The following is a 21,963-nucleotide window of genomic DNA, read 5'->3' as shown; positions in this document are numbered from 1 at the left end:
TATAATCGTGGGGAGGTTCTGTCCAGCCGGCGTGTAATCATGACCCGACTGCATTTCGCCTCCGCGCTCCTGCCCTCGGGCTGGGCCAATGACGTACAGGTGATCGTCACCGCGAGCACGATCGAAGCGGTGACTCCGGGCGTGGCGCCGGCCGCCGGCGACGAACGTCACCAAATCGCGCTTCCCGGACTTGCGAGCCTGCACAGTCACGCGTTCCAACGCGGCATGGCGGGATTGGCCGAGCTGCGCGGCGACAGCACGGATACGTTCTGGACCTGGCGCGAGACGATGTATCGCTTCGCGCTCGCCATGACGCCGGACGACGTCGCGGCCGTCGCGACGCTGCTATATGTCGAGATGCTGGAGCAGGGTTTTACCCGCGTCGGCGAATTCCACTATTTGCATCATGACCGCGACGGCACGGCCTACGCCGATATCGCCGAGATGGCTTCACGGATTGCGCAGGCTGCCGAGGCTTCCGGCATCGCGCTGACACTACTGCCGAGTTTTTATGCGCACGGCTCTTTTGGCGGCGCGCCGCCACATGCCGGCCAGCGCCGCTTCATCTGCTCGGTCGACCAGTTTGCCGCACTGATGGCTGCGTCGCACAAGACGATCGCAAAATTACCGGGCGCCAATATCGGCATCGCGCCGCACAGTCTGCGCGCGGTGGCGCCCGACGAACTCGCGGCCATCATCCCGTTCGCGGATCGCGGACCAGTGCATATCCATGCCGCCGAGCAGGTGAAAGAAGTCGAGGATTGCCTGGCTTGGTCGGGGAAACGGCCGGTGCAATGGCTGCTGGAGCATGCGCCCGTTGACCAGCGCTGGTGTATCATCCATGCGACCCACACAACGGATGCCGAAGTCACCGCATTCGCGAAGACTGGTGCCGTGGCCGGCCTCTGCCCCATCACCGAAGCGAGCCTCGGCGACGGCATCTTTCCTGCGCGCCAATTTTTCGACGCTGGCGGCTCGTTTGGCGTCGGCACGGATTCCAACGTGCTCATTGGTGTCACCGACGAGCTACGTCAGCTCGAATACGGCCAGCGTCTCAAGCATCGCGCGCGCAACGTGCTCTCAAGCGGCGCCGGCCGCTCGACCGGACGCACGCTGTTCGACCATGCTTTGGCAGGCGGCGCACAGGCGCTGGCACAGGCGAAGGTCGGACTCACGCCGGGCGCGCGCGCCGACATCGTTACGCTCGACGCCGCACATCCGTCACTGGCGGGGCGCGCCCACGATGCCATCATCGACGGCTGGATATTTGCGGCAGGGAGCCGCGCGGTCGATTGCGTCTGGGCCGGCGGCGCCAAGGTCGTCGAAGGCGGGCAACATGAACTGCGCCAGTCCGCGCGCGAACGCTTCAACGCTGCTGTGCGAAGGCTCGTCACATGAGCCTTGCCACCAACGCGGCGGACCAGCCGACGCTTTACAAGCGGATCCGCGCCGACGTCGAGAAGCGTATCCTGACCGGCGAATGGCCGCCCGGACATCGCATTCCGTTCGAGCACGAGCTGGTCGCACGCTACGGCTGCTCGCGCATGACGGTGAACAAGGCGCTGTCGGAGCTCGCCCAGGCCGACCTGATCGAGCGGAGGCGGCGCGCCGGCTCGTTCGTGCGCCGGCCGCAACATCAGTCGGCGGTGCTGAAGATCGCCGACATGCGCGCCGAGATCACTGCGCTCGGCCGCGCTTACGGCTACGAGCTGATGCATCGCAAGCTGCGCACGGCCACCGCCGCCGATCGCGATCGCCTCGGCGTCAAGAAGGCCGGCAAAGTGGTGGCGATCACTTGCCGGCACAGTGCTGACAACGTGCCGTTTGCCGTCGAGGACAGGCTGATTGATCTTGCCTCCGTGCCGGATGCGGCGACGGCCGACTTTGCGCACGAGCCTCCCGGCTCGTGGCTGCTTCATCATGTCCCATGGACAGAGGCCGAGCATACGATCAGCGCCATCATTGCGGACGATCGCGCGGCGGAAGCGCTCGACATCGCCGTCGGCGCGCCGTGCCTCGTGATCGACCGCTATACCTGGCGCAGCGCGCGCACCATCACCGCCGTGCGGCTGCTTTATCCCGGTGACTCTCACCGCCTTGTCGCCCGATTCAAGGGAGGCTGAGAGAACGATGTCGGCACAATTCGTGCAACGCTTCGAGCAACAGGTCTGCATGGACCGGCAGGAATCACCAGGACGTCAATCCATCGATCGGCAGGAGGACAACAATCATGCGTAGTTCGAAAGTGTTTGCGACAATCATTGCCCTTGCGGCCTCCACTCCAGTGCTCGCTGACGACGTCAAGGTCGGCGTCGGCATTTCGGGGTGGACCGGCTTCGCGCCGCTGACGCTGGCGAAGGAGGCCGGCATCTTCAAGAAGAACGGCCTCGACGTCACGATCAAGAAGATCCCGCAGAAGGACCGCCATCTCGCGATCGCCTCGGGCGACGTTCAATGCGCGGCAACGACGGTCGAGACCTGGATCTCCTGGAACGCCAACGGCGTCGCCACCAAGCAGATCTTCCAGCTCGACAAGAGTTTTGGTGCTGACGGCATGGCCGTGCGCAACGACGTGGCTGCGATCAAGGATTTGAAGGGCAAGACGGTCGCCGCTTCGGTGCCCGGCACCTCGCCCTATTTCGCACTGGCCTGGATGCTCAAGAAGAACGGCCTGACAGTGAAGGACGTCACCGTCGTCAATCTGGAGCCCGCCGCGGCCGCGCAGGCTTTCGTCTCCGGCCAGAACGACGCCGCAATGACCTATGAGCCGTATCTGTCGACCGTGCGCGCCGCGCCAGACAAGGGCAAGATCATCGCCACCACGCTCGACTATCCGATCGTGATGGACACCTTCGGCTGCACGCCGAAATTCCTCAGCGAGAACCCGAAGGCCGCGCAGGCGCTTGCTGACAGCTATTTCGAGGCGCTCGACATGATCGCCAAGGATCAGGCCAAGGCCTATGAGATCATGGGCGCCGACGTGAAGCAGACCGGTGAGGCGTTCGGCAACTCGGCCAAATACCTGCGCTGGCAGGACAAGGCCGCCAACCAGAAATTCTTCGCAGGCGACTTCCTAGCCTTCAACAAGGATGCCGCCGAGCTCCTGCTCGAGATCGGCATCATCAAGGCCGCGCCGAAGGTCGAGGACCTCTACGATTCGAGCTTCATCAAGTAATCTCTTCAAGATTTGCCACCCGGATAGATCGTTGATGCGTCCCCTGGATCCCGTGACATCGAGGCAGCGCGTGGCTTATGGCCTTGCGTTCTTCGTGCTGTTTGTTGCCCTCTGGTCGTGGGCGACGTTCGGCGGCCATGTGTCGAAAGTGTTCCTCGCCAACCCGCTGACTATGATGCAGGAAGGCGTCGATCTGATTGCCAAACAGGGCTTCCTGTTCGACATTGGCATGACGATCTGGCGCGTCGTTGGCGGTTTTGTGCTAGCCGCGATCATCGCGGTGCCACTCGGCGTGCTGATGGGTGCTTACAAGCCGGTCGAGGCCTTCCTCGAGCCTTTCGTCTCCTTCGCGCGTTACCTGCCGGCCTCCGCCTTCATTCCGCTGTTGATCCTGTGGGCCGGCATCGGCGAGATGCAAAAGTTGCTGGTCATCTTCATCGGCTCGGTATTCCAGGTCATCCTGATGATCGCTGTGACCGTCGGTGCGACACGGCGTGACCTGGTTGAGGCGGCCTATACGTTGGGCGCCAGCGACCGCGGCATCATCCGCCGCGTGCTGCTACCCTCCTCGGCGCCCGAAATCGCGGAGATCCTACGGCTGGTGCTTGGTTGGGCCTGGACCTACGTTATCGTCGCCGAGCTGATCGGCTCGTCCTCCGGCATCGGCCACATGATCACCGACAGCCAGGCGCTGCTCAACACCGGCCAGATCATCTTCGGCATCATCGTGATCGGCCTGATTGGCCTCGTCTCGGACTTCCTGTTCAAGGCGTTCAACGCCTGGCTGTTTCCGTGGAAGCTCGCATGACGATTCTGAAGATCGAGCAGGTTTCGCGAACCTTCCCAGCCCGCCACGGCAACGCCCCAACGAAGGCGCTGGAGCCGACCGACCTCACCATCGGCACCAATGACTTCGTCACCATCCTCGGTCCCTCCGGCTGCGGCAAATCCACGCTGCTCCGCATCGTGGCAGGCCTCGACCGTCCAACCAGCGGACGCGTCACGCTTGATGGGCGCGAGGTGACCGGCCCGGGGGCCGACCGCGGCATGGTGTTCCAGTCCTACACTCTGTTTCCCTGGCTGACCGTGCGCGAGAACATCGCCTTCGGCCTGCTCGAGCGCGGCGTGCCGCAGGACGAGCGGAACATGATCGCCGACGCCTTCATCAGGCAGGTCGGCCTGTCCGGTTTCGAGAACCACTGGCCCAAGCAACTCTCCGGCGGCATGCAGCAGCGCACGGCGATCGCGCGCGCGCTCGCCAACGATCCAAAGATCCTGCTGCTCGACGAGCCCTTTGGCGCGCTCGACAACCAGACCCGGGCGCTGATGCAGGAGATGCTGCTCGGGATCTGGGAGCGCGACCAGAAGACCGTGCTGTTCGTGACCCACGACATCGAAGAGGCGATCTTCCTCGGCAGCCGCGTCGTCGTCATGAGCGCGCGTCCCGGGCGCATCAAGGCCGATATCGCGATAGACCTGCCGCATCCACGCTCCTACAAGATCAAGACCACGCCCGAGTTCGTCCAGTTGAAGGAACGGCTGGTCGAGGAGATCCGCACCGAGGCGCTGAAGGTTACCGAACATGCCTGACAATCGTCCCTCCGCCGACGGCGCGCGCGTCCTCGCCGATGTCAATGCGCTCCGCGCCATCGGCGCTTACAAAACCGGCGTGCACAAGCCGACCTTCTCGGAACCGCACAAGCAATCGCTGGAGTGGCTCGTGGGGAAGCTGCCTGACGCAGGCCTCACTGCTGCGATCGATGGCATCGGCAACGTTTTTGGAAATAGCGCGAAGTCCGGGCCGAAGCTTCTGGCCGGCTCGCATCTGGAAAGCCAAAACTATGCCGGCTGGCTCGATGGCCCGCTCGGCGTCGTCTATGCGCTCGAGGCCGCGCGCGTGCTCAACGCCGATCCATCGCTCGAAGGCGCGGTTGAACTTGGCGCCTGGTGCGACGAGGAAGGACACTTTGGCCATTTTCTCGGCTCCCGCTCCTATGTCGGACAGGTCAACGAGGCCGATATCGACGCCGCGCGCGACCGCACCGGCGGCCGCACCATGCGCGACGCGCTCGCCGATATGGGACTCGCGGGGCGGCCACGCATCACCGTCGAACCGGGCCGGCACGTCGGATATCTGGAGGCGCATATCGAACAAGGCGATACGCTCGAAAGCGGCAAGCTCGCGATCGGCATCGTGACCTCGATCGTCGGCATCTGGCAATACCAGATCAATTTCATTGGCGAGCAGAACCACGCCGGAACCACCCGCATGGCCGCGCGAAAGGACGCCGGCCTGGCGCTGGCAAAGTTCTGCGTTGCGATCGACGAGCGTTTCCCGGCCGCGTGCGGACCGCGTACGGTCTGGACCACCGGCCGGATCACGCTGGACCCGGGCGCACCGAGCATCATTCCGGGCGCGGCCCAGATGCTGTTCCAGATCCGCGATGACGATCCTTCCGTCATCGCGCGGCTCGAGGAGCTGCTGCGGACCATGGCGAGCGAGGTCAACGCGAAAGGCCCCTGCACGATGACCGTGGAGAAGATCCGCACGGGTGCGCCCGCGATGATGAACGCCGGCTTTCAGGATGCAATCGAAGCCGCAAGCAAGGCATTTGCCGGTGGACGATCGCTCCGCATGCCAAGCGGCGCCGGCCACGACGCGCAGATGCTCGCGACGGTGATGCCCGCGGGGATGCTGTTCGTGCCGTCGATCGGCGGCATCAGCCACCATTGGACCGAAAACACTGCGGATACCGATATCGTCGCTGGTGCGCAGGTGTTTGTCGACGCGTGCCGGCGGATACTCGGCGGCTAGAACGACGTGCCACCTCCGAACCTGAACTCCTGGACGACGTCGTATTTGCCCTTCGTGATCGGCACCGCATAGTCGAAGCGCAGCGGCCCGAACGGCGAGGCCCAGATCAGGCCGACACCGACCGACGAGCGCACCACGCTGCTGTCATCATATTGAAGGCCGCAGGTCGGGCAGGCTTTGGTGTTGACCTCGCCCGTGGCCGCCCAGGATGTCGGGCCCTGATAACCCCAGAGCGAGCCGGCATCAGCGTAGACCGCGCCCTTCAGGCCGACTTCCTTGGGCAGGAACCAGAACGGCATCTGCAACTCCATGGACGCGCCCCAGTACTTCGTGCCGCCGAGAGCATCGCCGACCGCGCCGTAGCTGGCATAGGTGATATCGCGCGGACCGATGCCGTTGGATGCGAAGCCGCGCACCAGGTTGGGCCCCATCTGGAAATGATCGAGCATGCGCAAATCGTTGTCGCCGATCTTGTTGAGGATGCCGCTCTGCAGGTGGATCACGCTGACGATCTCCGACACCAGCGGCGTGTAGTATTTGGTATCGATCGCGGTCTTCAAATACGTCACATCGCCGCCGACCCCGGCGAAATCCTGTCGGAAGTCGATCAGCAGGCCATCGGTCGGGTTCTTGGTGTTGTCGAGCGTGTTGTAGCTCAGCGTGTAACCCAGCGCCGAGGTCAAGGTCGGACCGTTCGCCAGCTCCTTTCGGACCGGCAGGGTCGATTCACCGTCGCCATAGCAGCCGTAACCGTAGACGCCGGAGCTCGTGGAATTTGTCGGATCCACCCCACCCAGGACATTCGCGATGTAAGCCGGTGTCGGGTTGAAGGCCAGCGACGTATTGGCCGCGTTGTTGTTACAATTATTGTAGATGCTGGCGAGCGAGATGCTCTGCTGATAGAGCGAGTAGCGGAGCTGGAGCGAGAGATCCTCTCGCAGGGCGAAGCCCAGGCGCGGAGAGAAGCCCAGCGTCGTCACGCCGTAGCTGGTGTAGCTGTTCGACAATTGCTGGCGCCAATAGGTATCGATTCCGAGCGCTATCCGGTAGTCGAGCAAATAAGGCTCGACAAAGGACAGCGATACCCCGCGGGCATATTGGCCGTAGGTCACCGACGCCTTGGCATAGAGCCCTTTGCCAAGCAGGTTGCGCTCGGAGACCGAAACTTCGGCCAACGCACCGTCGGTCGTAGAGTAGCCGCCCGAGATCGAGAAGTCGCCGGTCGACTTCTCCTCCATCTCGACGATCAGGATCACGCGGTCGCTGGACGAGCCGGGCTCCGTGGTGATTTTGACGCTCTTGAAGTAGTCGAGGTTCTTCAGCCGACGCTCGGCGCGGTCCACCAACGCGCGATTATAGGCGTCTCCCTCGGAGAGGTCGAACTCGCGGCGGACAACGTAGTCGCGCGTGCGGGTGTTGCCGCGCAGATTGATGCGCTCGATATAGGTGCGCGGCCCTTCGTCGATGTTGAACACGACCGACACCGTATGCGCTTCGAAATTGCGATCACCGCTCGGCCGGATCACGGCGAAAGAATAGCCGCGGCGCGAGGCCTCGATCTGCATCTCCTCGGTCGACTTCTCGAGCAATTCGACATTGTAGAGCGAGCCCACATTGACGCGCGAAAAATTGCGCAACGAGCTCGCGTCAAAGTCGGGAATACCGGAGCGGAAATCGACGGTGCCGACCCGGTATTGCTGGCCTTCCTCGATCTTGAAGGTGACGAGGAAGCCTTTCTTGTCCGGATCATATTCGGTCAACGCGGCCACGACCTGCGCGTCGGCGAAGCCGTTCTTGAGGTAGAAGCGGCGGAGCAGATCGCGGTCGGCCTCGACCCGATCCGGATCATAGATGTCGTTGTTGCCGAGGAAGGAGAGCAGATTGCCCTCATGGGTCTTGACCACGTCGCGCAGGCGCGCGGCCGAGTAGGCGCTGTTGCCGATGAACTCGATCGATTTGACGCCGGTCTTGGCCCCCTCCTCGACGGTGAAGATCAGATCCACGCGGTTGCTCGGCTGCTCGATGATCTCGGGCGTGACGCGCACGTCGTAGCGGCCCGAGCGACGATAGATTTCGGCGATCCGCAGCGTGTCGGACTGCACCATCGCGCGTGAGTAGGTGCCGCGCGGCTTGGACTGGACCTCGGCCGAGAGCTGCTCGTCCTTGATCTTCTTGTTGCCCTCGAACGCGACCCGGCCGATCACGGCGTTCTCCAATACCGACACCACGATGCGGCCGCCGGCCCGGTTGACCTTGATGTCCTGGAACAGCCCCGTCGCGACCAGCGCCTTGAGACCCTCGTCGATGGCCGCCTGATCAAGCTGCCCGCCGGCGGCGGGCCTGAAATAGGAACGAACCGTCTCGGCCTCCACGCGGCGATTGCCTTCGACCACGATCGTATCAGCTGCTTGCGCCGCTGCCGGCTGCGGCAACAACACCAGAGGCAGTGACGTTGCAATCGACACGCCACTCACCACCACCGCGACAAGCCAGGCCCGCAAAACCGACATTCCACACCTCAAGAGCACCTGACTGCTCTGAAACGAAACGGCTGTGGCCGCGGTGTGGCGTTGTGATTGCTGTACTGTTTCCGTGGATTGAATTTGATTGAGCGACTCTCCCGCCTCGACGCACGGAACGCCGCACGCGCGTCCCGTTTGCGCGCGCAGCAGCAACATCGCGCAAAACATCGCTTGTTTACAGGCCGCAGGCGCGATGCGAGAGCCGTCGGCATCAGCCCACGCGCATGGAATGTCCGCCCGATGAACCCGATCGTCACGACCAGACTGGCGCTGGTTGCCGTCCTCGCCACGACCGTCATTTGCAACGCCGACCCGGCCACCAACCGCGATCGGCAGCAGACGGCACGGCAGGTCGTCTATGACTACGGTCGGCGCGGCCCCAATCACTCCAACCAGTCCGCTCCGCATACGCGCATCTATGTCAGCAAGCGATCGTGGCTGGACGGCGGGACCGAGGTGCTGCCCGGCGACCGCAAATTCAGCGACTACGCCTTTCCGCCCGGCACGTCCTTCGCGCGCCAGAACAACAATCGGCCGCTCGATCGGCAGCCTCTCAACCCCGCCTCGGACCTCGGCGGATTTGAGCAGAGGATGCCGATTTCCTGGTGACCGGCTGTCCGCGACCCTGGCGGTCGCCTCGATGGGCAAGACCGTCAGCAATGTCCGGTCGCATTCAGCAACATTCCACGGGGCGCGACGATCGGGCACGCGTGCGCAGATCGAGGCGCACGCTTCCCCCACATCGTCATTGCGAGCGCAGCGAAGCAATCCAGAATTCCTCCGCGGTGACAGTCTGGATTGCTTCGCTGCGCTCGCAATGACGGAGCAAGGTGTATCATCGTCATTCTCGAATTTTCATCTCAACTTGCAGACGCGGTTTCGCATTCTCGCGGCGCGTTTCGCCCGAGTTTTGCTTCGTCGCTCCACCCTCATATCCAAGAGGGCGCAGGGAAGGCCGGGTGCCGGCTGGCACCCACGGTCCGCTGTGCGAAAATGCACGCAGAAGAACTGCACAGCGGCATACAGGTGAAGCCAAATACACGGCCTTCCCTGCGCAGGGGAGTATCCGAGCCCAAAAAGCCTCAATAAATCAATGCGATGAGGCCGATGTATTCACCGTTGTGTCGCGATCCGGGGAAGTGTCTGATGTGCAATAATATTTTATGAATCCTCGGCCGGACCTGCCGTGACGGCCGTTCGGCCCGCAGAGCGCGATTGCTCTGCGGGAAACTTTTGGCAATCAGCCTCCAGGGTTCGTTGTCGCTTGCGTGGCCGGTCAACGGGGCGGTGCGGGAGTAGCCACAGGTTGCTGGGTCGTAAGTGGCGCCGCAGCAGGGGCTGCAGCAGGTCGCGCCGCGGCAGGGGCCGCAACAGGCCGGGCGCGTGGTTCACAGAGACCATTCACCATGCGCATTTTTCGAGCGCTGCACTTGCGGACTGCGGCACGCACCTTGGCGTTCGATACGCAGATGCCATCGACCAGTTGGCGTCCCAGCCCACATCCTTGGCGAACTGGAATGACCGAATTGTTCTGCAGCTGAAGTGGGGCGTACGGCATACTCTGTGCTGAGGAAGCAACGCATAGCACGAGCGCAACGACGGCGGGTCTGATCATTTCTTCCTCTCCAGTGTTACAGAAAGCATGCCGATGACTTCATCATGGCTTCGAGCCGCATGTTTCAAAACGGCCTCGCGCCGCTCAGTACGGAGGGCAAACCCAGTTGCCATAGGCGTCGTAGCCGCAGCCACCGCGGTAATAGGCCCCCGCCGCAGCTGCGCCAACCGCAGCCGCACCGACCGCCGCCGCTCCATAGCCGCGGTAGGGATAGCGGTAGCCGCCCCGATATGCTCCGCCGCGCACAGCGACAGCGCCGCCCCGGTATCCCCGAGCCGCGACCGCGCCGCCGCGGTATCCCCCCCGAGCCGCGACCGCGCCGCCCCGGTAACCGCCCGCTCGCGCGCCGCCGCCGTGGTAGCCTCCGGCGCGCGCACCGCCGCCGCGACCGGCGCGGGCGAACGCGTCGTCGGCATGGGAGGTGACCAGCAGCATGGCCGCGGCTGCTGAAGCGATGAGAATTCGACGCAACATTAGCGTCCTCCTTCTTTGAGAGAGAAAAGCCGCGGACACCTGTGTATTGCGGCGAACCGCGGTTCGGTCTGCGAAGCGTTACGCTCAGGAGCTTCCCACGCTTGACCTAGATCAAACCTCGCCGTTCATCTACGTGAACGAGCACTGGCGACGCGCTGATCAAGCGCGTCCTGCGTGACGCTGGCGCGCCACCGTAATGGCACCGCCTTAGCGATGAGCGCCGCAAATGCTGGTTCGTGAGGTGCGCGATCTTGCTGATGATGACGCCGCGAGCTGTGGCCTTCATCGTGGCCTCCAATAGCACGTCGGAATATCGCATCAGCTGCACACTTCCAGGAACAACTCGGTTCCGAGTTTATTGGACGAAGAAGCAGGATGGTGACGGGCTTGGCGAGCATTGATGACAAAGCGGCCAGTTCGCAAGCTCAGACTGCAATTCAGTATTTGGTATGGGCTATCGAAGAAATTGAGAAAACAGGCAACCAAGAGGCCGCGCAGCATGCGCGCTTTGCATTGAAGGGCCTGCGGGAGTCTATCGCGAGCGGACGCGCTGGACTACGAGATGGACGGGCTGATGGCCGATCCCGGCTGACAACGCCCCGTGTAGGATAACTACGATCTCAACCATGACGACCTACCCGCAGAAAATCACCTTCGGCGAAATGCGCGAGATCGGCACCCGTGACGTGCTGGTCTATGGTCGGGACCCCGAATGCGGCCACCGCATGACATTCAACGCGGATTGCTGGCCCGATGACATGCGGCTCTCCGACATCGAGCCGGACTTCGCCTGCGCCGACTGCGGCAAACGTGGCGCGGACCTGCGGCCGAAGTTTTCGGAGGCGCGCATGGGGACCGCGGGCTGATGCCGTGGTCGGCTCGGTTCTTCGATCCGATCATGCTGCCCTGACGGGCGCAAGCTGCTGACGCTGCGCAATGCCGCCATCTTCATCACCGAGATGCCGAAGGCCGAGCACGCCGACGAATGGCCTCTCCACCGCCCATGCCGTGCTGACGCAGTCGCTGATCATTCACTATCGTCTTGTACCACCCGGTCGTTCGGAACTGCTTGTGAAAACGTGCCAAACATTTGCGATCAGCGACCTATGCGCTTGCTCATGGTTGGTCTTTGCACAGGTGTATCGCGTCACCAATCAGACCGACCTGAACCAAACGAAACAACATCCCAATGATCAGCCAGCACCAACGACGCAACAACAACGAAGCTCAGCGATGGGACAGTCTGCCGGGGCCAGTCTGCCAACAGCAAGACGAAAACAGCCCCCACGGATGCGCTATGCAGCAGTTGGCCGGCCACCTGAGCAAGCCCGCCCCGAGCGACAAGAAAACGCTCAACGCGCTTAAGGCTGCCGCTTGATCGCCACAGCCGATAGGCTTCGTCCTCGCTACGTCGCCCTCGTTGCGCCCGCCAGCTCCGCGCGGCAGAAGCCGGGCGCAGGCTTATCGGCTGACCGGTGATCAAGGTAGGTCGCCGATGCGGGCCTGGCCCTGCCGCCTTGCCGTGGTCCTGTGGCGCTGCCGTCCCGGCACGATGCACGCCCTCCTACGCAGTCTGACTTGCTTTGCGCCGTGCGCGGCTCGCGGAGGGGCCCGCTTACCAGCCTTCGCATCGGCCTTGTGGATAATCGCCGGAAGACCGCTGCGGAGGCCGATGGCTCGGGTTAGCTGTCGGCGGGCTGGGGACCGCAATGAGCTTACATCAGGACTACTATATCGAGACCGTCGATACGGGCGGCCGTCCGTACCCTTGGCGCTGGGAATTGAAGCGGCGTAGCTCCCCGATGGGCATCAAGCTGGGCGCGGGTGGTTATCAATCTGAGGCGGCTGCACTACACGGGGGGCAGCGCGCGCTGGCGGAATTTCTCAAAGACCTATCGAGAGAGGACCAGCGCAAATGAACTCGGGTAAAGAAACGTCGAAGCCCAAGCCTTCGCGCGAAGAAGACGCCTTGCGCCTCATAGAGCAGCACGTGGCCGATCTGCGGGCGATCATCAAGAAGCTTTTGCGGAAACTGAATTGAGGCCCTTCCCTCTAGGCCGCCTGAGCGAGGGACCATTGTCCCTTGGGACAGCGGTGATTCCTACCCTGGGAAATTTACGGGTGGTATGGCGCGCGATGCGAGCGCTGCCCGTGATCGCGGTCGTGCTCGCCGACTGAAGAGCTGACCCGGCGACTGAAGAGCTGAAGGTGCCGCGCGGGCACCTCGCTGGGGACTGTCACGGGTCGTCAAGTTACTTTGGGGCTCAGGCGAAGTGCCGGGGTACGCGACACGGCGTCGTATCAGCATATTTAGCCCGGGTAAAAACGATATTGCATAGCAACACCGACCGCGGGTCAGGAACACAACACACAGCCTGCGCGGATCGCATTTTCCAAAAGTGGATAGACAAATAGCGGAACGGTTCGCCGCGACGACTATTGGCGCAAGCCGACGATTTTGACGAGCTATGCAATCGAAGGATAAGATTGAACGCAAGTCTCTCAGCTAGGAGGCGGCTTTGAACCACAGAGAAGTCGAGACTTCGCTTCACGAATGCGAGCAACAGGTGCGCTGGCTAACCTCGATCATGGAGGCCAGCGACGACGCGATTGTAAGCAAGCATCTCGATGGCACGATTACGCGCTGGAACAGGGGTGCCGAGCGTATTTTCGGCTACTCGCCCGAGATGGCGATTGGTCAGCCCATTACACTTGTGATCCCTGAGGAACGGCGAAGCGAAGAGCGAAAGTTTTTGACGCGCCTCAGACAAGGCGAGCGCATCGACCATTTTGAGACCGTTCGGCAAACTAAGCATGGCAGCCGGATCGCAGTCTCGCTGACCATTTCTCCTGTCGCGGACGCCAAAGGCAAAATCATTGGCGCATTAAAGATCGCGAGAGACATCACCGAAAAGAAAACTCGGGAGATGATCAAGACATTGGCGGTCGAGGGCGAGCACCGCGATGCTAACCCTCAGACTGCTATGCAGTATTTGAAGTGGGCACTTGAACATATCGAAAAGGCCGACAATCAGAAAGCTGCCCACCACGCCCGCATTGCCTTCGAGGCGCTACGCAAGGGCGTTCAACCTACAGTGTGATTGTGAGCCGCCTTGGCTTCGCCAAGGATCGCGAACGCTTGCCCGCTCTGGTCTTGACCTCGTCGTTGTGCCCGTGGCGCTGCCGGGCCGCAAGATGCGTAGCGGCTTGATATAACAAAACCATTTGGGGCTTACGTGCCGGGCCGGCTCGCCCCTACCCGGGCCGCAACTTCCTCCATTTTTCCTGCAACGTCGTCGGGCGTGAGGATGCCTTTCTCAAACAGGATGTTGGTAAATGCGACAATCCAGCGCTCGTAATAGGTCAGCTTGCCGATAAGCTCAGCTCCGAGGGCTTCAACGCCGCGGCGCTTCTCCTCAGTATTAATGATCTTGTGAAAATCAAGGACATCTGCGAGGGCGTGGCACCGCTTCTCCCAAGGCCCCAATTCGTGCTCAACGCGCTCGATGGGACCCGCCTGAAGCCCGCCAAATTCAGTCGGCAGATGCGTGAGAAGTTCTTGCTTAGTCGGCATGCTCGCCTCCTCACCTTGTTACTTGAGTTCGACCGGCACGACCCCAATCATTGAGTCGCGAGTCACGAGCGCGGCGAGTTGTTCCTCGCTGAAATTTTCGGAGCCTTTCGGTCGCTTCGGCAAGACCAGAAATCGAACCCGTGCTGTAGAATCGCTGACACGCACTTCTACATCATCCGGAATGATCGTACCGAACTCCGCAAGCACGGCCCGTGGTTCGGTAACCGCGCGAGCACGGTATGGTTTCAACTTGTACCAATCGGGCGGCAGCCCAAGCACTGGTCGCGGATAGCAAGAGCAGAGTGTACAGACGACCAGATTATGAACGTCATCCGTATTTTCGAGAACGATCAGGCCGGTATCGTCATAGAAGCTGATCCCAAGTTCCTCGCAGGCCCCGCGCCCGTTGGCAAGCAAGCGCTTCTTGAACTCGGCATCGACCCAAGCGCGTGCGACGGCCTTCGCGCCGAGCGCTGGCGTCCGTGAATCCAGAACCTCGATCTGCCGCCGAATCTCGTCCGCCCCAATGAGCCTTCGCTCGACGAGTAGCTCGCCGACCGACATTTCCAGCATCTCAAAATATCCCGGTACATAGTCGCCGGATCCAATGCCGGCAGCGGCCTGATCATGATCGCGATGGTCATGGTCGTGGTCGTGATGATGCTCCGCCATGATCAAATCCTTTCCAGCCAAGTTTCGAAAACCTCGATGAGCAAGCTGTCTTTCGAGGACTTCGGGTAGGCGGGCCAAAGTTCTGTCATAGGCAGTGAGATCCGGTAGTAGTGGCGTTCGGAACCCGCGTTGCGGCCGTATCCTTCTTCTTCATTATTGACGGCGGCCGGCTCGATGACCGCCACGATTGCCCCCCTCTTGCCGCGAATGTAATTGGGCACCCGGAAATGCCCGATTGGAAATCGAACTGCGACCCTGACGCGGTCGCCTATTCCGAATATCGGTGCTTCGCCTTGGGCTAATACGGTCTGAGGCGTAGGCATCTTCCCCTCCAAACAGATGATCGAAGGGCCTTGAGAGTCGCTCCCCGAAGGGCCGGTTTCGACATGGTGTTTGCCGGCAGCGACGGCACGTTCACGACCCATCGTAGGGACGGGCTGCATCGCCTCGTTGATTTAGATCAACGGACGATCCATGAGCTGGAGCGCCACTTGCGATATAAGGATTGCATGCAGGTTCGCGGCTACCCGGACATCGACTTGGGGATGATCTTGTCGCCGACAGAATTTCTGATCAAGGGCTTCAGATCCTCACGGTTCGCAGCCGCAACGCGTTGCCGACAACGCTGATAGACGACAGTGCCATCGCAGCCGCGCCAATAATCGGTGAAAGCAGAATTCCGAATGCCGGATAGAGAATTCCGGCAGCAATCGGGATACCGGCGGCATTATAGATGAATGCAAAGAACAGGTTCTGCCGAATGTTGCTCATGGTTGCCTGCGATAGCCGACGTGCACGAACAATGCCGCCGAGATCGCCACCCAGGAGGGTGATGCCAGCGCTCTCCATAGCGACGTCGGTACCCGTCCCCATTGCGATGCCCACTTCGGCCGCGGCCAGGGCGGGCGCGTCGTTCACTCCGTCCCCAGCCATTGCAACCACACGTCCTTGTTTGTGCAGTCTGGTCACAACAGCGCTCTTTTGATCCGGAAGCACTTCCGCCTCGACGTCGGAAATTCCAAGTCGTTTCGCTACGGCGTTCGCAGTCGTGCGGTTGTCGCCGGTCAGCATGATGACCGTGATGCCTTCGGCAGCCAGGGCCCGGAGCGCCTCCGGTGTGGACTGTTTCACGGGATCGGCGATAGCAAGCACGCCGGCCAACTTGCCGTCGACTGCAATATTGATCACCGTGGCCCCGTCTCCGCGAAGCTTTTCCGCTTCTGGTTCGAGCGAGGCCGTCTCAATGGCCAGCGACTTCAAGAATGACGAGTTGCCAAGTTGAACCGTCTTACCTTCGACCTTGCCGGTGACACCCTTTCCGGTCGGAGAGTCAAATTCTTCAACTGCCGCCAACGTCAGATTTCGCTCTTTCGCAGCACGTACGATAGCGTCGGCCAAGGGGTGCTCGCTCGACCGCTCCACGCTGGCCGCTAGAAAGAGGATCTCGGTTTCCTCAAATCCCGTCGCCGAGACGATTGAAACAACTTTGGGCTTGCCTTCAGTCAGTGTCCCGGTCTTGTCGACCAACAGCGTATCGACCTTTTCCATCCGCTCTAGCGCTTCAGCGTTCTTGATCAGAACGCCAGCCCGAGCGCCACGCCCGACCCCGACCATGATGGACATTGGCGTGGCAAGGCCGAGCGCACAGGGACAGGCAATGATGAGTACGCTGACGCCCGCCACCAGCCCGAACGCCATTCGGGGTTCCGGTCCAAACATAGCCCAGGCGACGAAGGCGAGAAGCGCCACGAGGATCACGACCGGCACGAACCATCCGGCAAACTGATCGGCCAGCCGCTGTATCGACGCGCGCGAGCGCTGCGCCTCCGCTACCATCTTGACGATCTGGGAGAGCAGCGTGTCGCGACCAACCTTGTCGGCGCGCATCACGAAGCTGCCCGACTGGTTAAGGGTGCCCGCGATTACCTTGCGGCCCGGTTCCTTGGTGACAGGCATGGACTCGCCAGTCACCAGCGACTCGTCGAGGGAGGAGCGGCCTTCGAGGATGACGCCGTCTACTGGCACCTTTTCGCCAGGCCGTACACGCAATCTGTCGCCAACCTTCAGGGTGTCGATCTGGACCTCGTGGTCGACTCCGCTGTCGTCGATGCGGCGGGCAGTCTTGGGTGCAAGTTGCAGCAGCGCCTTGATGGCTCCGGAGGTGGCCTCGCGGGCGCGCAATTCGAGCACCTGGCCAAGGAGAACAAGGACCGTGATGACCGCGGCAGCTTCGAAATAGACGGCCACCGCGCCGCCATGTCCGCGGAAGGCGGCCGGGAAGATGTTCGGGGCAATGGTGCCGACAACGCTGTAGACATAGGCGACCCCCGTGCCCATCGCGATAAGCGTGAACATGTTGAGATTGCGCGTCAGCAGCGATTGCCAGCCACGGACGAAGAACGGCCATCCAGCCCAGAGAACGACGGGCGTTGCAAAGACGAGCTGGATCCAGTTCGACAGCGTCTGGTCGACCCAGCCGTGACCGCCGACGAGGTGACCACCCATTTCCAGAACGACGGCCGGCAGGGAGAGCACGAGGCCAACCCAGAAGCGCCGCGTCATATCCGCGAGTTCGGGGTTGGGCGGCGCATCGAGGCTTGCGACCGCGGGTACCAGTGTCATGCCGCAGATCGGGCAGCTTCCTGGACCGACTTGCCGGATCTGCGGATGCATCGAGCAGGTATAGATTGTGCCTTCCGGAACGTCGGATGTCGGCTTGCTGTCCGCTCTCGGCTCGGCGCCCTTCGAATTGGAAATACCCGTCGCGGTCACGCTTTCCAGCTTGGTCATCGGATTCCTCTTTCAACCACGCCCTTTCGCAAACGGCAGCACCACAATGGAATGGTTCGCAACCCGACCCACGGTGCGACGCATCCGCTGCGAATCCCGAGGTCTATAGAGGACCTCCTCAACCGACCAGTAGGTGTCCAAAGATGTCGGACAATTGACTTGGATCAAGAGATGATTTTAGTCGAGCGGGTACCAGCGTTTGAGCCCCCGTTCTGTGTTGGTGCGGTGGGATCGAATCCAGTGCATTGGCGGGCGGCCTGCGAAGGCGGTGACTGGTTGGATTTGAACTTGCGGCGGCCTTGGCTAGGATGCCACAGACCGTGACAGCCTACCCGCAGAAAATCACCTTCGGCGAAATGCGCGAGATCGGCACCCGTGACGTGCTGGTCTATTGCCGGGATCCCAAATGCGGCCACCGCATGACATTCAACGCGGATTGCTGGCCCGATGACATGCGGCTCTCCGACATCGAGCCGGACTTCGTTTGCGTCGCCTGCGGCAAGCGCGGCGCGGACCTGCGGCCGAAGTTTTCGCAGGCGCACATTGGCGCAGGTTAGGCAGTGGTCGGCGCGCTTAAAATGCTCATCGACCAGCAAGCCAATGCCGGATTGCGCGGCCCGCAAGCCAAACAATGATGCCCAAGCCGACGATCACCATTCCCAAGGGATCGTAGTTCGGCCGCGCAAAATAGAGCCAGACGACCATCCCGCCAGCGATCATGACCACAGCAATCCATGACGCTATCCAATACAACAGGTGCCCAAGACGCGATGCCATCGTCGATTTTGTCATGTCCGCGAGGCCCCGCTGTTAGTTAGTCCCGATTGGCGTGGCCGTCTTGAGCAACACGCTACGACTTCTCTGATCGCTTGGCGAGGACGCTGATGCGTAGGCGCGGCCTGCCTGGCCTCCTTTTTGCCTCCGTCCCGGCGATGCCTCTGTGGGCGCGCCTGTGCGGGTCCGGGCTGGCCCTGCTCTGGCGTCGCCGCCGTCGTGAGCGCGCCTATGGTCACCGCGCTGATCCCTTTGATCAACGGAGTGACGATCATGAAGTCAGCATAAGCGTGAGACTATTGTGCGTTCGGGCAACGGCTGCCATCCTCGCTGGGTGCAAGCGCGCGGATGCTGCGCCCGTCGAAGCCGTGCGCTGCCGTGACGTTGGCGCGGTTGTCGTCGGACGTGACGTGCGCAAAGCACTCGCGCTGTCGCACTAACGCCAAGCCGCGCTGGGGATTTCAGGCTCGTAAGAGCGGCAGCCTGACGCAAAACACTGCACCCCCGCTGGGCCTGTTCTCCGCCCAAATCTGCCCGTCATGCGCCTCCACAAGGGTTCGAGCGATGGACAGACCTAACCCCATTCCCTGTTCTTTTGTGGAGAAGAAGGGAGCAAAAATTTCCTTCAGCATGTCGGGTGATATACCTGGTCCGGTGTCCGAAATGAATACGTCCGCACTGTTCTCCGCGCGCACGGTTGCAATCTCCAACCTGCGTTGATCGGCGTGCAAGCCAGACATCGCGTCCACGGCGTTCACAAGTAGGTTCAGAATGACCTGATGAAGCTGGAGTGCATTACCTTTGACTGGCAACGGCATCGGCGCAATGGAGCTACGAACAGGGGTGTCTTGTGCGACCGTGAGAGCTGTGAAAAAGCGAATGGCGTCCTGCACCGGCTCATTGAGATTGACCTCTTTGAATTCAGGGTTCGATCTCTTCAGGAGATTTTTCAGGTTTCGGATGACATCCGCTGCGCGATGACTGTCGAGCCGGATATCGGCAGCTATTGCCCCCAGTTCCGATAAATCCGGCTTAGGGGATTGCAGCAGCGCCTCCAACGTTTCGGCGTTGGCAAGAATGGCACCCAATGGCTGGTTAATTTCGTGCGCAATTGTCGCGGCGAGTTCACGGGCCACCGAATAGCGATGAGAGCGCGCCAGTTCGGCCAACCGCTGACGCAATTGCACGTCGGGGGCGATACTCACGTAAATGCACCGACGACAAGCGCGAGCCCCGCACCGCCGTGCACATTTGTCATGATTTGCATCCCCGATGGTACCCGCCGAGACTGGCCTAGCGAGCAAATGTCTTGCTTAGCGATAGGAGCCAACACGGCAAGCGTCAATACGTCCAACGGCTGACGAGGAGATACCCGCTCGGATGGCGATCCCCTCCGCAATCGGTCATCGCAGGGTCCTTCTGAGGCCGTGAGTTTGTGCGGGGATAGCTCGACCGCGTCGTATGAATATATCTACAAATCACCACACCGCCCTAAATTATGTGCAATCCGGTACACAATGCGGCGCTCCACGGCAGAAGCAGACATCAAACTGCGGATGCTTGATGCCCGCTTGAGCCGCGTGATTGCAACTGGCAGCTACTTCGCAGCGAAATGACGCTGTGGATCAACTGGAGACCTGAAGTCTCGTTGCCAACTGGCAGGGAAAGTTGCCTTTTCAGGACGTCAAAGCGATGGCGCCACCGCCGACCAACGATGTTAGCGCGGGTGGCCGCTAATGCAGACCTACGCTTAGTCGTCATCATCCTCAGGTTCCATGCGATGTTCAATCGCATCGCGTATTCCCCGCATGGCTGCGTATGTCGCGAAGGACATTCTTTTCTTCTGGTCCGGGGTTAGCGTTTTATAAAGCGGTTCCCATGCGTCGGCGAGTTTCTTAAGGTCGGCCGCACGTTGACCCAGCATCTCCGCTCGGCCCTGCATGAGCTCGACCGGATTGCGTTCACCAAGCACTTCCAGGGGACCGTTGTCGCGGAGTTCTACCAACCGTTCCAACCGCGCTTGTCGGCTCTTCGCTCTCGCACGTATAGCGTCTTCAATGGCCGGCCAGTATTTTTCCTGATCGGACGTGAGTTGCAAGGCGGCCTTGATTATGCCGACGCGCGCATCCGTCAATGCCTTCAGGTCCGTGGCACCAAGATGCGGCGTTCCGGCAGTGGAAGACATCTCCGCTGCTTGGGCAAGAGGAGATGCCGTTAAAAGAATTGCAGTTACTGCAACGGCTATTTTATCGATCATCATCGCAAGCTCCTAGGTTCGGTATCGTTGCCAGCGGTTGAACGCGTCGTCAGGAAGGAAGGTGAGCAGCAGCATGGCAGCAGCTGCTGAAGCGAGGAGAATTGAACGCAACATTGGCGTCCTCCTTCTTTGACGTCGATGTCCGAAGCGTCGCGCTCTAGAGCTTCCGATGCTTGACCTAGATCAAACCGCGCCATTCATCTAGTTGAACGGCGGTGATGCTTGTGCGCTATCGCACAACGGCAATGCCTAGCCGATCTCACAGCCGAACGACAGCAACAGCGGTCAACACTATTGGCATGACGCCCACCACAATCACCGTAGCCTGGAACACTAAATCGCGACCCATGGGTGGAGAATAGATTCGGGTCATGTAGGTGATGTAAGAGCGTGTCGAAGTTCGGCAAAGCGAACTAAGACGCACACTGGGAAATTTGCGGCTGTTACTTTAGTGCCTGCAGTCCCGGCGATGTCAGCCACTCAGTCATGCGGACCGCGATTTCGTCATGTCGGACTTTGACTATGAGGGCGTGCCGCTCCGAACTGGGGAGCAGTGAGCGGCGTTGCGCCGGGAAAACTCACCAACGCGTGATCGAATAGGGGCCGATATCCGTTATGCCCACTACTGGTCACTTCTATCACTCGGCGTGTTTTTTTGACCCATTGGGCGGTCCGCACATTCATTGACAAACTAGCACTGGGGTTTTTGCTTGCGTCAGCACCTTGTTGGTCACGCTGCCGATTAGAAGCGCGGAAAGTCCGCTGCGCCCGTGCGATGACATAACTATGAGATCGCAGCCCTTGTCCTTGGCCGCTGCAATAATGGCCTGATGGGGCTGCCCATTCTCAACTTGAATTGTCTCGCAAGAAACACCGGCCGCCTTGGCTCCACTTGCCACACGGTCCAAAACACTCGCGGCCTGCTCCTTGCGCAGTTCGGCATATGTTGCGACTGCTTCAAGGAACCGTCCCGACATTTCCGAAAACGGCTCCACAACGAAGATCGCGGATACCTTGGCCCCAAGGGATTTCGCCAGCGCCAAGCCATGCGCTACTCCATGCTCCGCTAACTCCGACCCATCAGTTGGAATAAGAATATGGTGGTACATGCTTCACCTCCCGATTGTCTGAACGTGTCGCTTCCTTCCGAATGTAAGTTAGGTCCGCATTTCGGATCCAATCTTGAGATAGATCAATCTATCGTATGCCCGCGTTGGCCCTTCTCGGCCCCCCGGCAGAGGGATTGGCACGGGCGACAACACCTGTGTCTGAAATCCAACCTATATTCTTATATC

The 21,963-nt window shown here is 61.1% G+C and carries 23 protein-coding genes; 12 read left to right on the top strand and 11 right to left on the bottom strand.

The genetic code is table 11. The features are described from left to right. Window positions 1–39: 39 nt before the first annotated feature. From ACPPVR_RS12620 to ACPPVR_RS12595, 6 genes are all read left to right on the top strand, one after another. Window positions 40–1,398 carry a formimidoylglutamate deiminase gene (locus ACPPVR_RS12620; protein WP_426614539.1) on the top strand — a complete coding sequence of 453 codons (1,359 nt, stop codon included), beginning with the start codon at window positions 40–42 and terminating at the stop codon, window positions 1,396–1,398. After that, window positions 1,395–2,123, top strand: coding sequence for a histidine utilization repressor (gene hutC / locus ACPPVR_RS12615; RefSeq protein ID WP_426614538.1), 729 nt, complete (start codon window positions 1,395–1,397; stop codon window positions 2,121–2,123). Before ACPPVR_RS12620 ends, hutC begins: the two co-directional genes overlap by 4 nt. Window positions 2,124–2,230: 107 nt before the next feature. After that, the gene (locus ACPPVR_RS12610; RefSeq protein ID WP_426614537.1) at window positions 2,231–3,175 is read left to right on the top strand and encodes an ABC transporter substrate-binding protein; all 945 of its coding nucleotides are present in this window, start codon (window positions 2,231–2,233) and stop codon (window positions 3,173–3,175) included. 34 nt (window positions 3,176–3,209) lie between these two features. Next, window positions 3,210–3,983, top strand: a complete 774-nt coding sequence (locus ACPPVR_RS12605) for an ABC transporter permease (protein WP_426616089.1) — start codon at window positions 3,210–3,212, stop codon at window positions 3,981–3,983. Next, window positions 3,980–4,765 carry an ABC transporter ATP-binding protein gene (locus ACPPVR_RS12600; RefSeq protein ID WP_426614536.1) on the top strand — a complete coding sequence of 262 codons (786 nt, stop codon included), beginning with the start codon at window positions 3,980–3,982 and terminating at the stop codon, window positions 4,763–4,765. Before ACPPVR_RS12605 ends, ACPPVR_RS12600 begins: the two co-directional genes overlap by 4 nt. Next, complete coding sequence (locus ACPPVR_RS12595) at window positions 4,758–5,990, top strand: Zn-dependent hydrolase (protein WP_426614535.1); 1,233 nt, start codon at window positions 4,758–4,760, stop codon at window positions 5,988–5,990. Before ACPPVR_RS12600 ends, ACPPVR_RS12595 begins: the two co-directional genes overlap by 8 nt. On the opposite strand, the gene bamA is transcribed toward ACPPVR_RS12595, so the two are convergent. Beyond that, a complete protein-coding gene (gene bamA, locus ACPPVR_RS12590) occupies window positions 5,987–8,500 on the bottom strand; it encodes an outer membrane protein assembly factor BamA (RefSeq protein ID WP_426614534.1) in 2,514 nt (837 codons plus the stop codon). The genes ACPPVR_RS12595 and bamA overlap by 4 nt on opposite strands. 252 nt (window positions 8,501–8,752) lie before the next feature. On the opposite strand from bamA, the gene ACPPVR_RS12585 reads away from it, so the two are divergent. Continuing rightward, window positions 8,753–9,121, top strand: coding sequence for a hypothetical protein (locus ACPPVR_RS12585; protein WP_426614533.1), 369 nt, complete (start codon window positions 8,753–8,755; stop codon window positions 9,119–9,121). Between the two features lie 1,090 nt (window positions 9,122–10,211). On the opposite strand, the gene ACPPVR_RS12580 is transcribed toward ACPPVR_RS12585, so the two are convergent. Next, on the bottom strand, window positions 10,212–10,601 hold the full coding sequence (locus ACPPVR_RS12580; RefSeq protein WP_426614532.1) for a hypothetical protein: 390 nt from the start codon (window positions 10,599–10,601) through the stop codon (window positions 10,212–10,214). Between the two features lie 626 nt (window positions 10,602–11,227). Between ACPPVR_RS12580 and ACPPVR_RS12575 the strand changes: the two genes are divergently transcribed. Further along, on the top strand, window positions 11,228–11,467 hold the full coding sequence (locus tag ACPPVR_RS12575) for a hypothetical protein (RefSeq protein ID WP_426614531.1): 240 nt from the start codon (window positions 11,228–11,230) through the stop codon (window positions 11,465–11,467). A 30-nt stretch (window positions 11,468–11,497) separates the two neighbouring features. Here ACPPVR_RS12575 and ACPPVR_RS12570 read toward each other — a convergent pair whose 3' ends face one another. After that, window positions 11,498–11,632 (bottom strand): hypothetical protein, encoded by a 135-nt coding sequence (locus tag ACPPVR_RS12570; RefSeq protein WP_426614530.1) that lies wholly within the window; start codon window positions 11,630–11,632, stop codon window positions 11,498–11,500. A 678-nt stretch (window positions 11,633–12,310) separates the two neighbouring features. Between ACPPVR_RS12570 and ACPPVR_RS12565 the strand changes: the two genes are divergently transcribed. The 3 genes from ACPPVR_RS12565 to ACPPVR_RS12555 all read left to right on the top strand — a co-directional run bounded on the left by ACPPVR_RS12565 (window position 12,311) and on the right by ACPPVR_RS12555 (window position 13,702). Beyond that, complete coding sequence (locus ACPPVR_RS12565; RefSeq protein WP_426614529.1) at window positions 12,311–12,520, top strand: hypothetical protein; 210 nt, start codon at window positions 12,311–12,313, stop codon at window positions 12,518–12,520. After that, the gene (locus ACPPVR_RS12560) at window positions 12,517–12,642 is read left to right on the top strand and encodes a hypothetical protein (RefSeq protein ID WP_426614528.1); all 126 of its coding nucleotides are present in this window, start codon (window positions 12,517–12,519) and stop codon (window positions 12,640–12,642) included. The genes ACPPVR_RS12565 and ACPPVR_RS12560 overlap by 4 nt, the downstream gene beginning before the upstream one ends. Window positions 12,643–13,120: 478 nt before the next feature. Then, window positions 13,121–13,702, top strand: a complete 582-nt coding sequence (locus ACPPVR_RS12555; RefSeq protein WP_426614527.1) for a PAS domain-containing protein — start codon at window positions 13,121–13,123, stop codon at window positions 13,700–13,702. 131 nt (window positions 13,703–13,833) lie between these two features. Here the strand turns inward: ACPPVR_RS12555 and ACPPVR_RS12550 are convergent, their stop codons facing one another. The 4 genes from ACPPVR_RS12550 to ACPPVR_RS12535 form a co-directional block, all read right to left on the bottom strand. Next, window positions 13,834–14,175 carry a nitrile hydratase gene (locus ACPPVR_RS12550; protein WP_426614526.1) on the bottom strand — a complete coding sequence of 114 codons (342 nt, stop codon included), beginning with the start codon at window positions 14,173–14,175 and terminating at the stop codon, window positions 13,834–13,836. 18 nt (window positions 14,176–14,193) lie between these two features. Next, window positions 14,194–14,847: a nitrile hydratase subunit alpha gene (locus ACPPVR_RS12545; RefSeq protein ID WP_426614525.1), complete on the bottom strand. Its 654-nt coding sequence runs from the start codon at window positions 14,845–14,847 to the stop codon at window positions 14,194–14,196. 2 nt (window positions 14,848–14,849) lie between these two features. Beyond that, on the bottom strand, window positions 14,850–15,170 hold the full coding sequence (locus ACPPVR_RS12540) for an SH3-like domain-containing protein (RefSeq protein ID WP_426614524.1): 321 nt from the start codon (window positions 15,168–15,170) through the stop codon (window positions 14,850–14,852). A 259-nt stretch (window positions 15,171–15,429) separates the two neighbouring features. Next, window positions 15,430–17,637, bottom strand: coding sequence for a copper-transporting P-type ATPase (locus ACPPVR_RS12535; RefSeq protein WP_426614523.1), 2,208 nt, complete (start codon window positions 17,635–17,637; stop codon window positions 15,430–15,432). A 320-nt stretch (window positions 17,638–17,957) separates the two neighbouring features. Between ACPPVR_RS12535 and ACPPVR_RS12530 the strand changes: the two genes are divergently transcribed. Then, entirely contained in the window at window positions 17,958–18,194 is a 237-nt protein-coding gene (locus tag ACPPVR_RS12530; protein WP_426614522.1) for a hypothetical protein, read from the top strand. Between the two features lie 25 nt (window positions 18,195–18,219). Here ACPPVR_RS12530 and ACPPVR_RS12525 read toward each other — a convergent pair whose 3' ends face one another. The 4 genes from ACPPVR_RS12525 to ACPPVR_RS12510 all read right to left on the bottom strand — a co-directional run bounded on the left by ACPPVR_RS12525 (window position 18,220) and on the right by ACPPVR_RS12510 (window position 21,777). After that, window positions 18,220–18,429 carry a hypothetical protein gene (locus tag ACPPVR_RS12525; RefSeq protein WP_426614521.1) on the bottom strand — a complete coding sequence of 70 codons (210 nt, stop codon included), beginning with the start codon at window positions 18,427–18,429 and terminating at the stop codon, window positions 18,220–18,222. 443 nt (window positions 18,430–18,872) lie between these two features. Beyond that, on the bottom strand, window positions 18,873–19,616 hold the full coding sequence (locus ACPPVR_RS12520; RefSeq protein WP_426614520.1) for a sensor histidine kinase: 744 nt from the start codon (window positions 19,614–19,616) through the stop codon (window positions 18,873–18,875). 545 nt (window positions 19,617–20,161) lie between these two features. Then, a complete protein-coding gene (locus ACPPVR_RS12515) occupies window positions 20,162–20,671 on the bottom strand; it encodes a Spy/CpxP family protein refolding chaperone (RefSeq protein WP_426614519.1) in 510 nt (169 codons plus the stop codon). 677 nt (window positions 20,672–21,348) lie between these two features. Then, window positions 21,349–21,777: a universal stress protein gene (locus ACPPVR_RS12510; protein WP_426614518.1), complete on the bottom strand. Its 429-nt coding sequence runs from the start codon at window positions 21,775–21,777 to the stop codon at window positions 21,349–21,351. Between the last annotated feature and the right edge of the window lie 186 nt (window positions 21,778–21,963).

This window comes from Bradyrhizobium sp. McL0616 (genome assembly GCF_049993385.1).
Classification (GTDB): Bacteria; Pseudomonadota; Alphaproteobacteria; order Rhizobiales; family Xanthobacteraceae; genus Bradyrhizobium.
This window is presented reverse-complemented; position numbering and strand designations above follow the sequence as displayed.

Coding starts and splice junctions, on each gene's coding strand:
- ACPPVR_RS12620 (WP_426614539.1), top strand. CDS start 40: ATGACCCGACTGCATTTCGCCTCCGCGCTCCTGCCCTCGGGCTGGGCC.
- hutC (WP_426614538.1), top strand. CDS start 1,395: ATGAGCCTTGCCACCAACGCGGCGGACCAGCCGACGCTTTACAAGCGG.
- ACPPVR_RS12610 (WP_426614537.1), top strand. CDS start 2,231: ATGCGTAGTTCGAAAGTGTTTGCGACAATCATTGCCCTTGCGGCCTCC.
- ACPPVR_RS12605 (WP_426616089.1), top strand. CDS start 3,210: ATGCGTCCCCTGGATCCCGTGACATCGAGGCAGCGCGTGGCTTATGGC.
- ACPPVR_RS12600 (WP_426614536.1), top strand. CDS start 3,980: ATGACGATTCTGAAGATCGAGCAGGTTTCGCGAACCTTCCCAGCCCGC.
- ACPPVR_RS12595 (WP_426614535.1), top strand. CDS start 4,758: ATGCCTGACAATCGTCCCTCCGCCGACGGCGCGCGCGTCCTCGCCGAT.
- bamA (WP_426614534.1), bottom strand. CDS start 8,500: ATGTCGGTTTTGCGGGCCTGGCTTGTCGCGGTGGTGGTGAGTGGCGTG.
- ACPPVR_RS12585 (WP_426614533.1), top strand. CDS start 8,753: ATGAACCCGATCGTCACGACCAGACTGGCGCTGGTTGCCGTCCTCGCC.
- ACPPVR_RS12580 (WP_426614532.1), bottom strand. CDS start 10,601: ATGTTGCGTCGAATTCTCATCGCTTCAGCAGCCGCGGCCATGCTGCTG.
- ACPPVR_RS12575 (WP_426614531.1), top strand. CDS start 11,228: ATGACGACCTACCCGCAGAAAATCACCTTCGGCGAAATGCGCGAGATC.
- ACPPVR_RS12570 (WP_426614530.1), bottom strand. CDS start 11,632: ATGATCAGCGACTGCGTCAGCACGGCATGGGCGGTGGAGAGGCCATTC.
- ACPPVR_RS12565 (WP_426614529.1), top strand. CDS start 12,311: ATGAGCTTACATCAGGACTACTATATCGAGACCGTCGATACGGGCGGC.
- ACPPVR_RS12560 (WP_426614528.1), top strand. CDS start 12,517: ATGAACTCGGGTAAAGAAACGTCGAAGCCCAAGCCTTCGCGCGAAGAA.
- ACPPVR_RS12550 (WP_426614526.1), bottom strand. CDS start 14,175: ATGCCGACTAAGCAAGAACTTCTCACGCATCTGCCGACTGAATTTGGC.
- ACPPVR_RS12545 (WP_426614525.1), bottom strand. CDS start 14,847: ATGGCGGAGCATCATCACGACCACGACCATGACCATCGCGATCATGAT.
- ACPPVR_RS12540 (WP_426614524.1), bottom strand. CDS start 15,170: ATGCCTACGCCTCAGACCGTATTAGCCCAAGGCGAAGCACCGATATTC.
- ACPPVR_RS12535 (WP_426614523.1), bottom strand. CDS start 17,637: ATGACCAAGCTGGAAAGCGTGACCGCGACGGGTATTTCCAATTCGAAG.
- ACPPVR_RS12525 (WP_426614521.1), bottom strand. CDS start 18,429: ATGACAAAATCGACGATGGCATCGCGTCTTGGGCACCTGTTGTATTGG.
- ACPPVR_RS12515 (WP_426614519.1), bottom strand. CDS start 20,671: ATGATGATCGATAAAATAGCCGTTGCAGTAACTGCAATTCTTTTAACG.
- ACPPVR_RS12510 (WP_426614518.1), bottom strand. CDS start 21,777: ATGTACCACCATATTCTTATTCCAACTGATGGGTCGGAGTTAGCGGAG.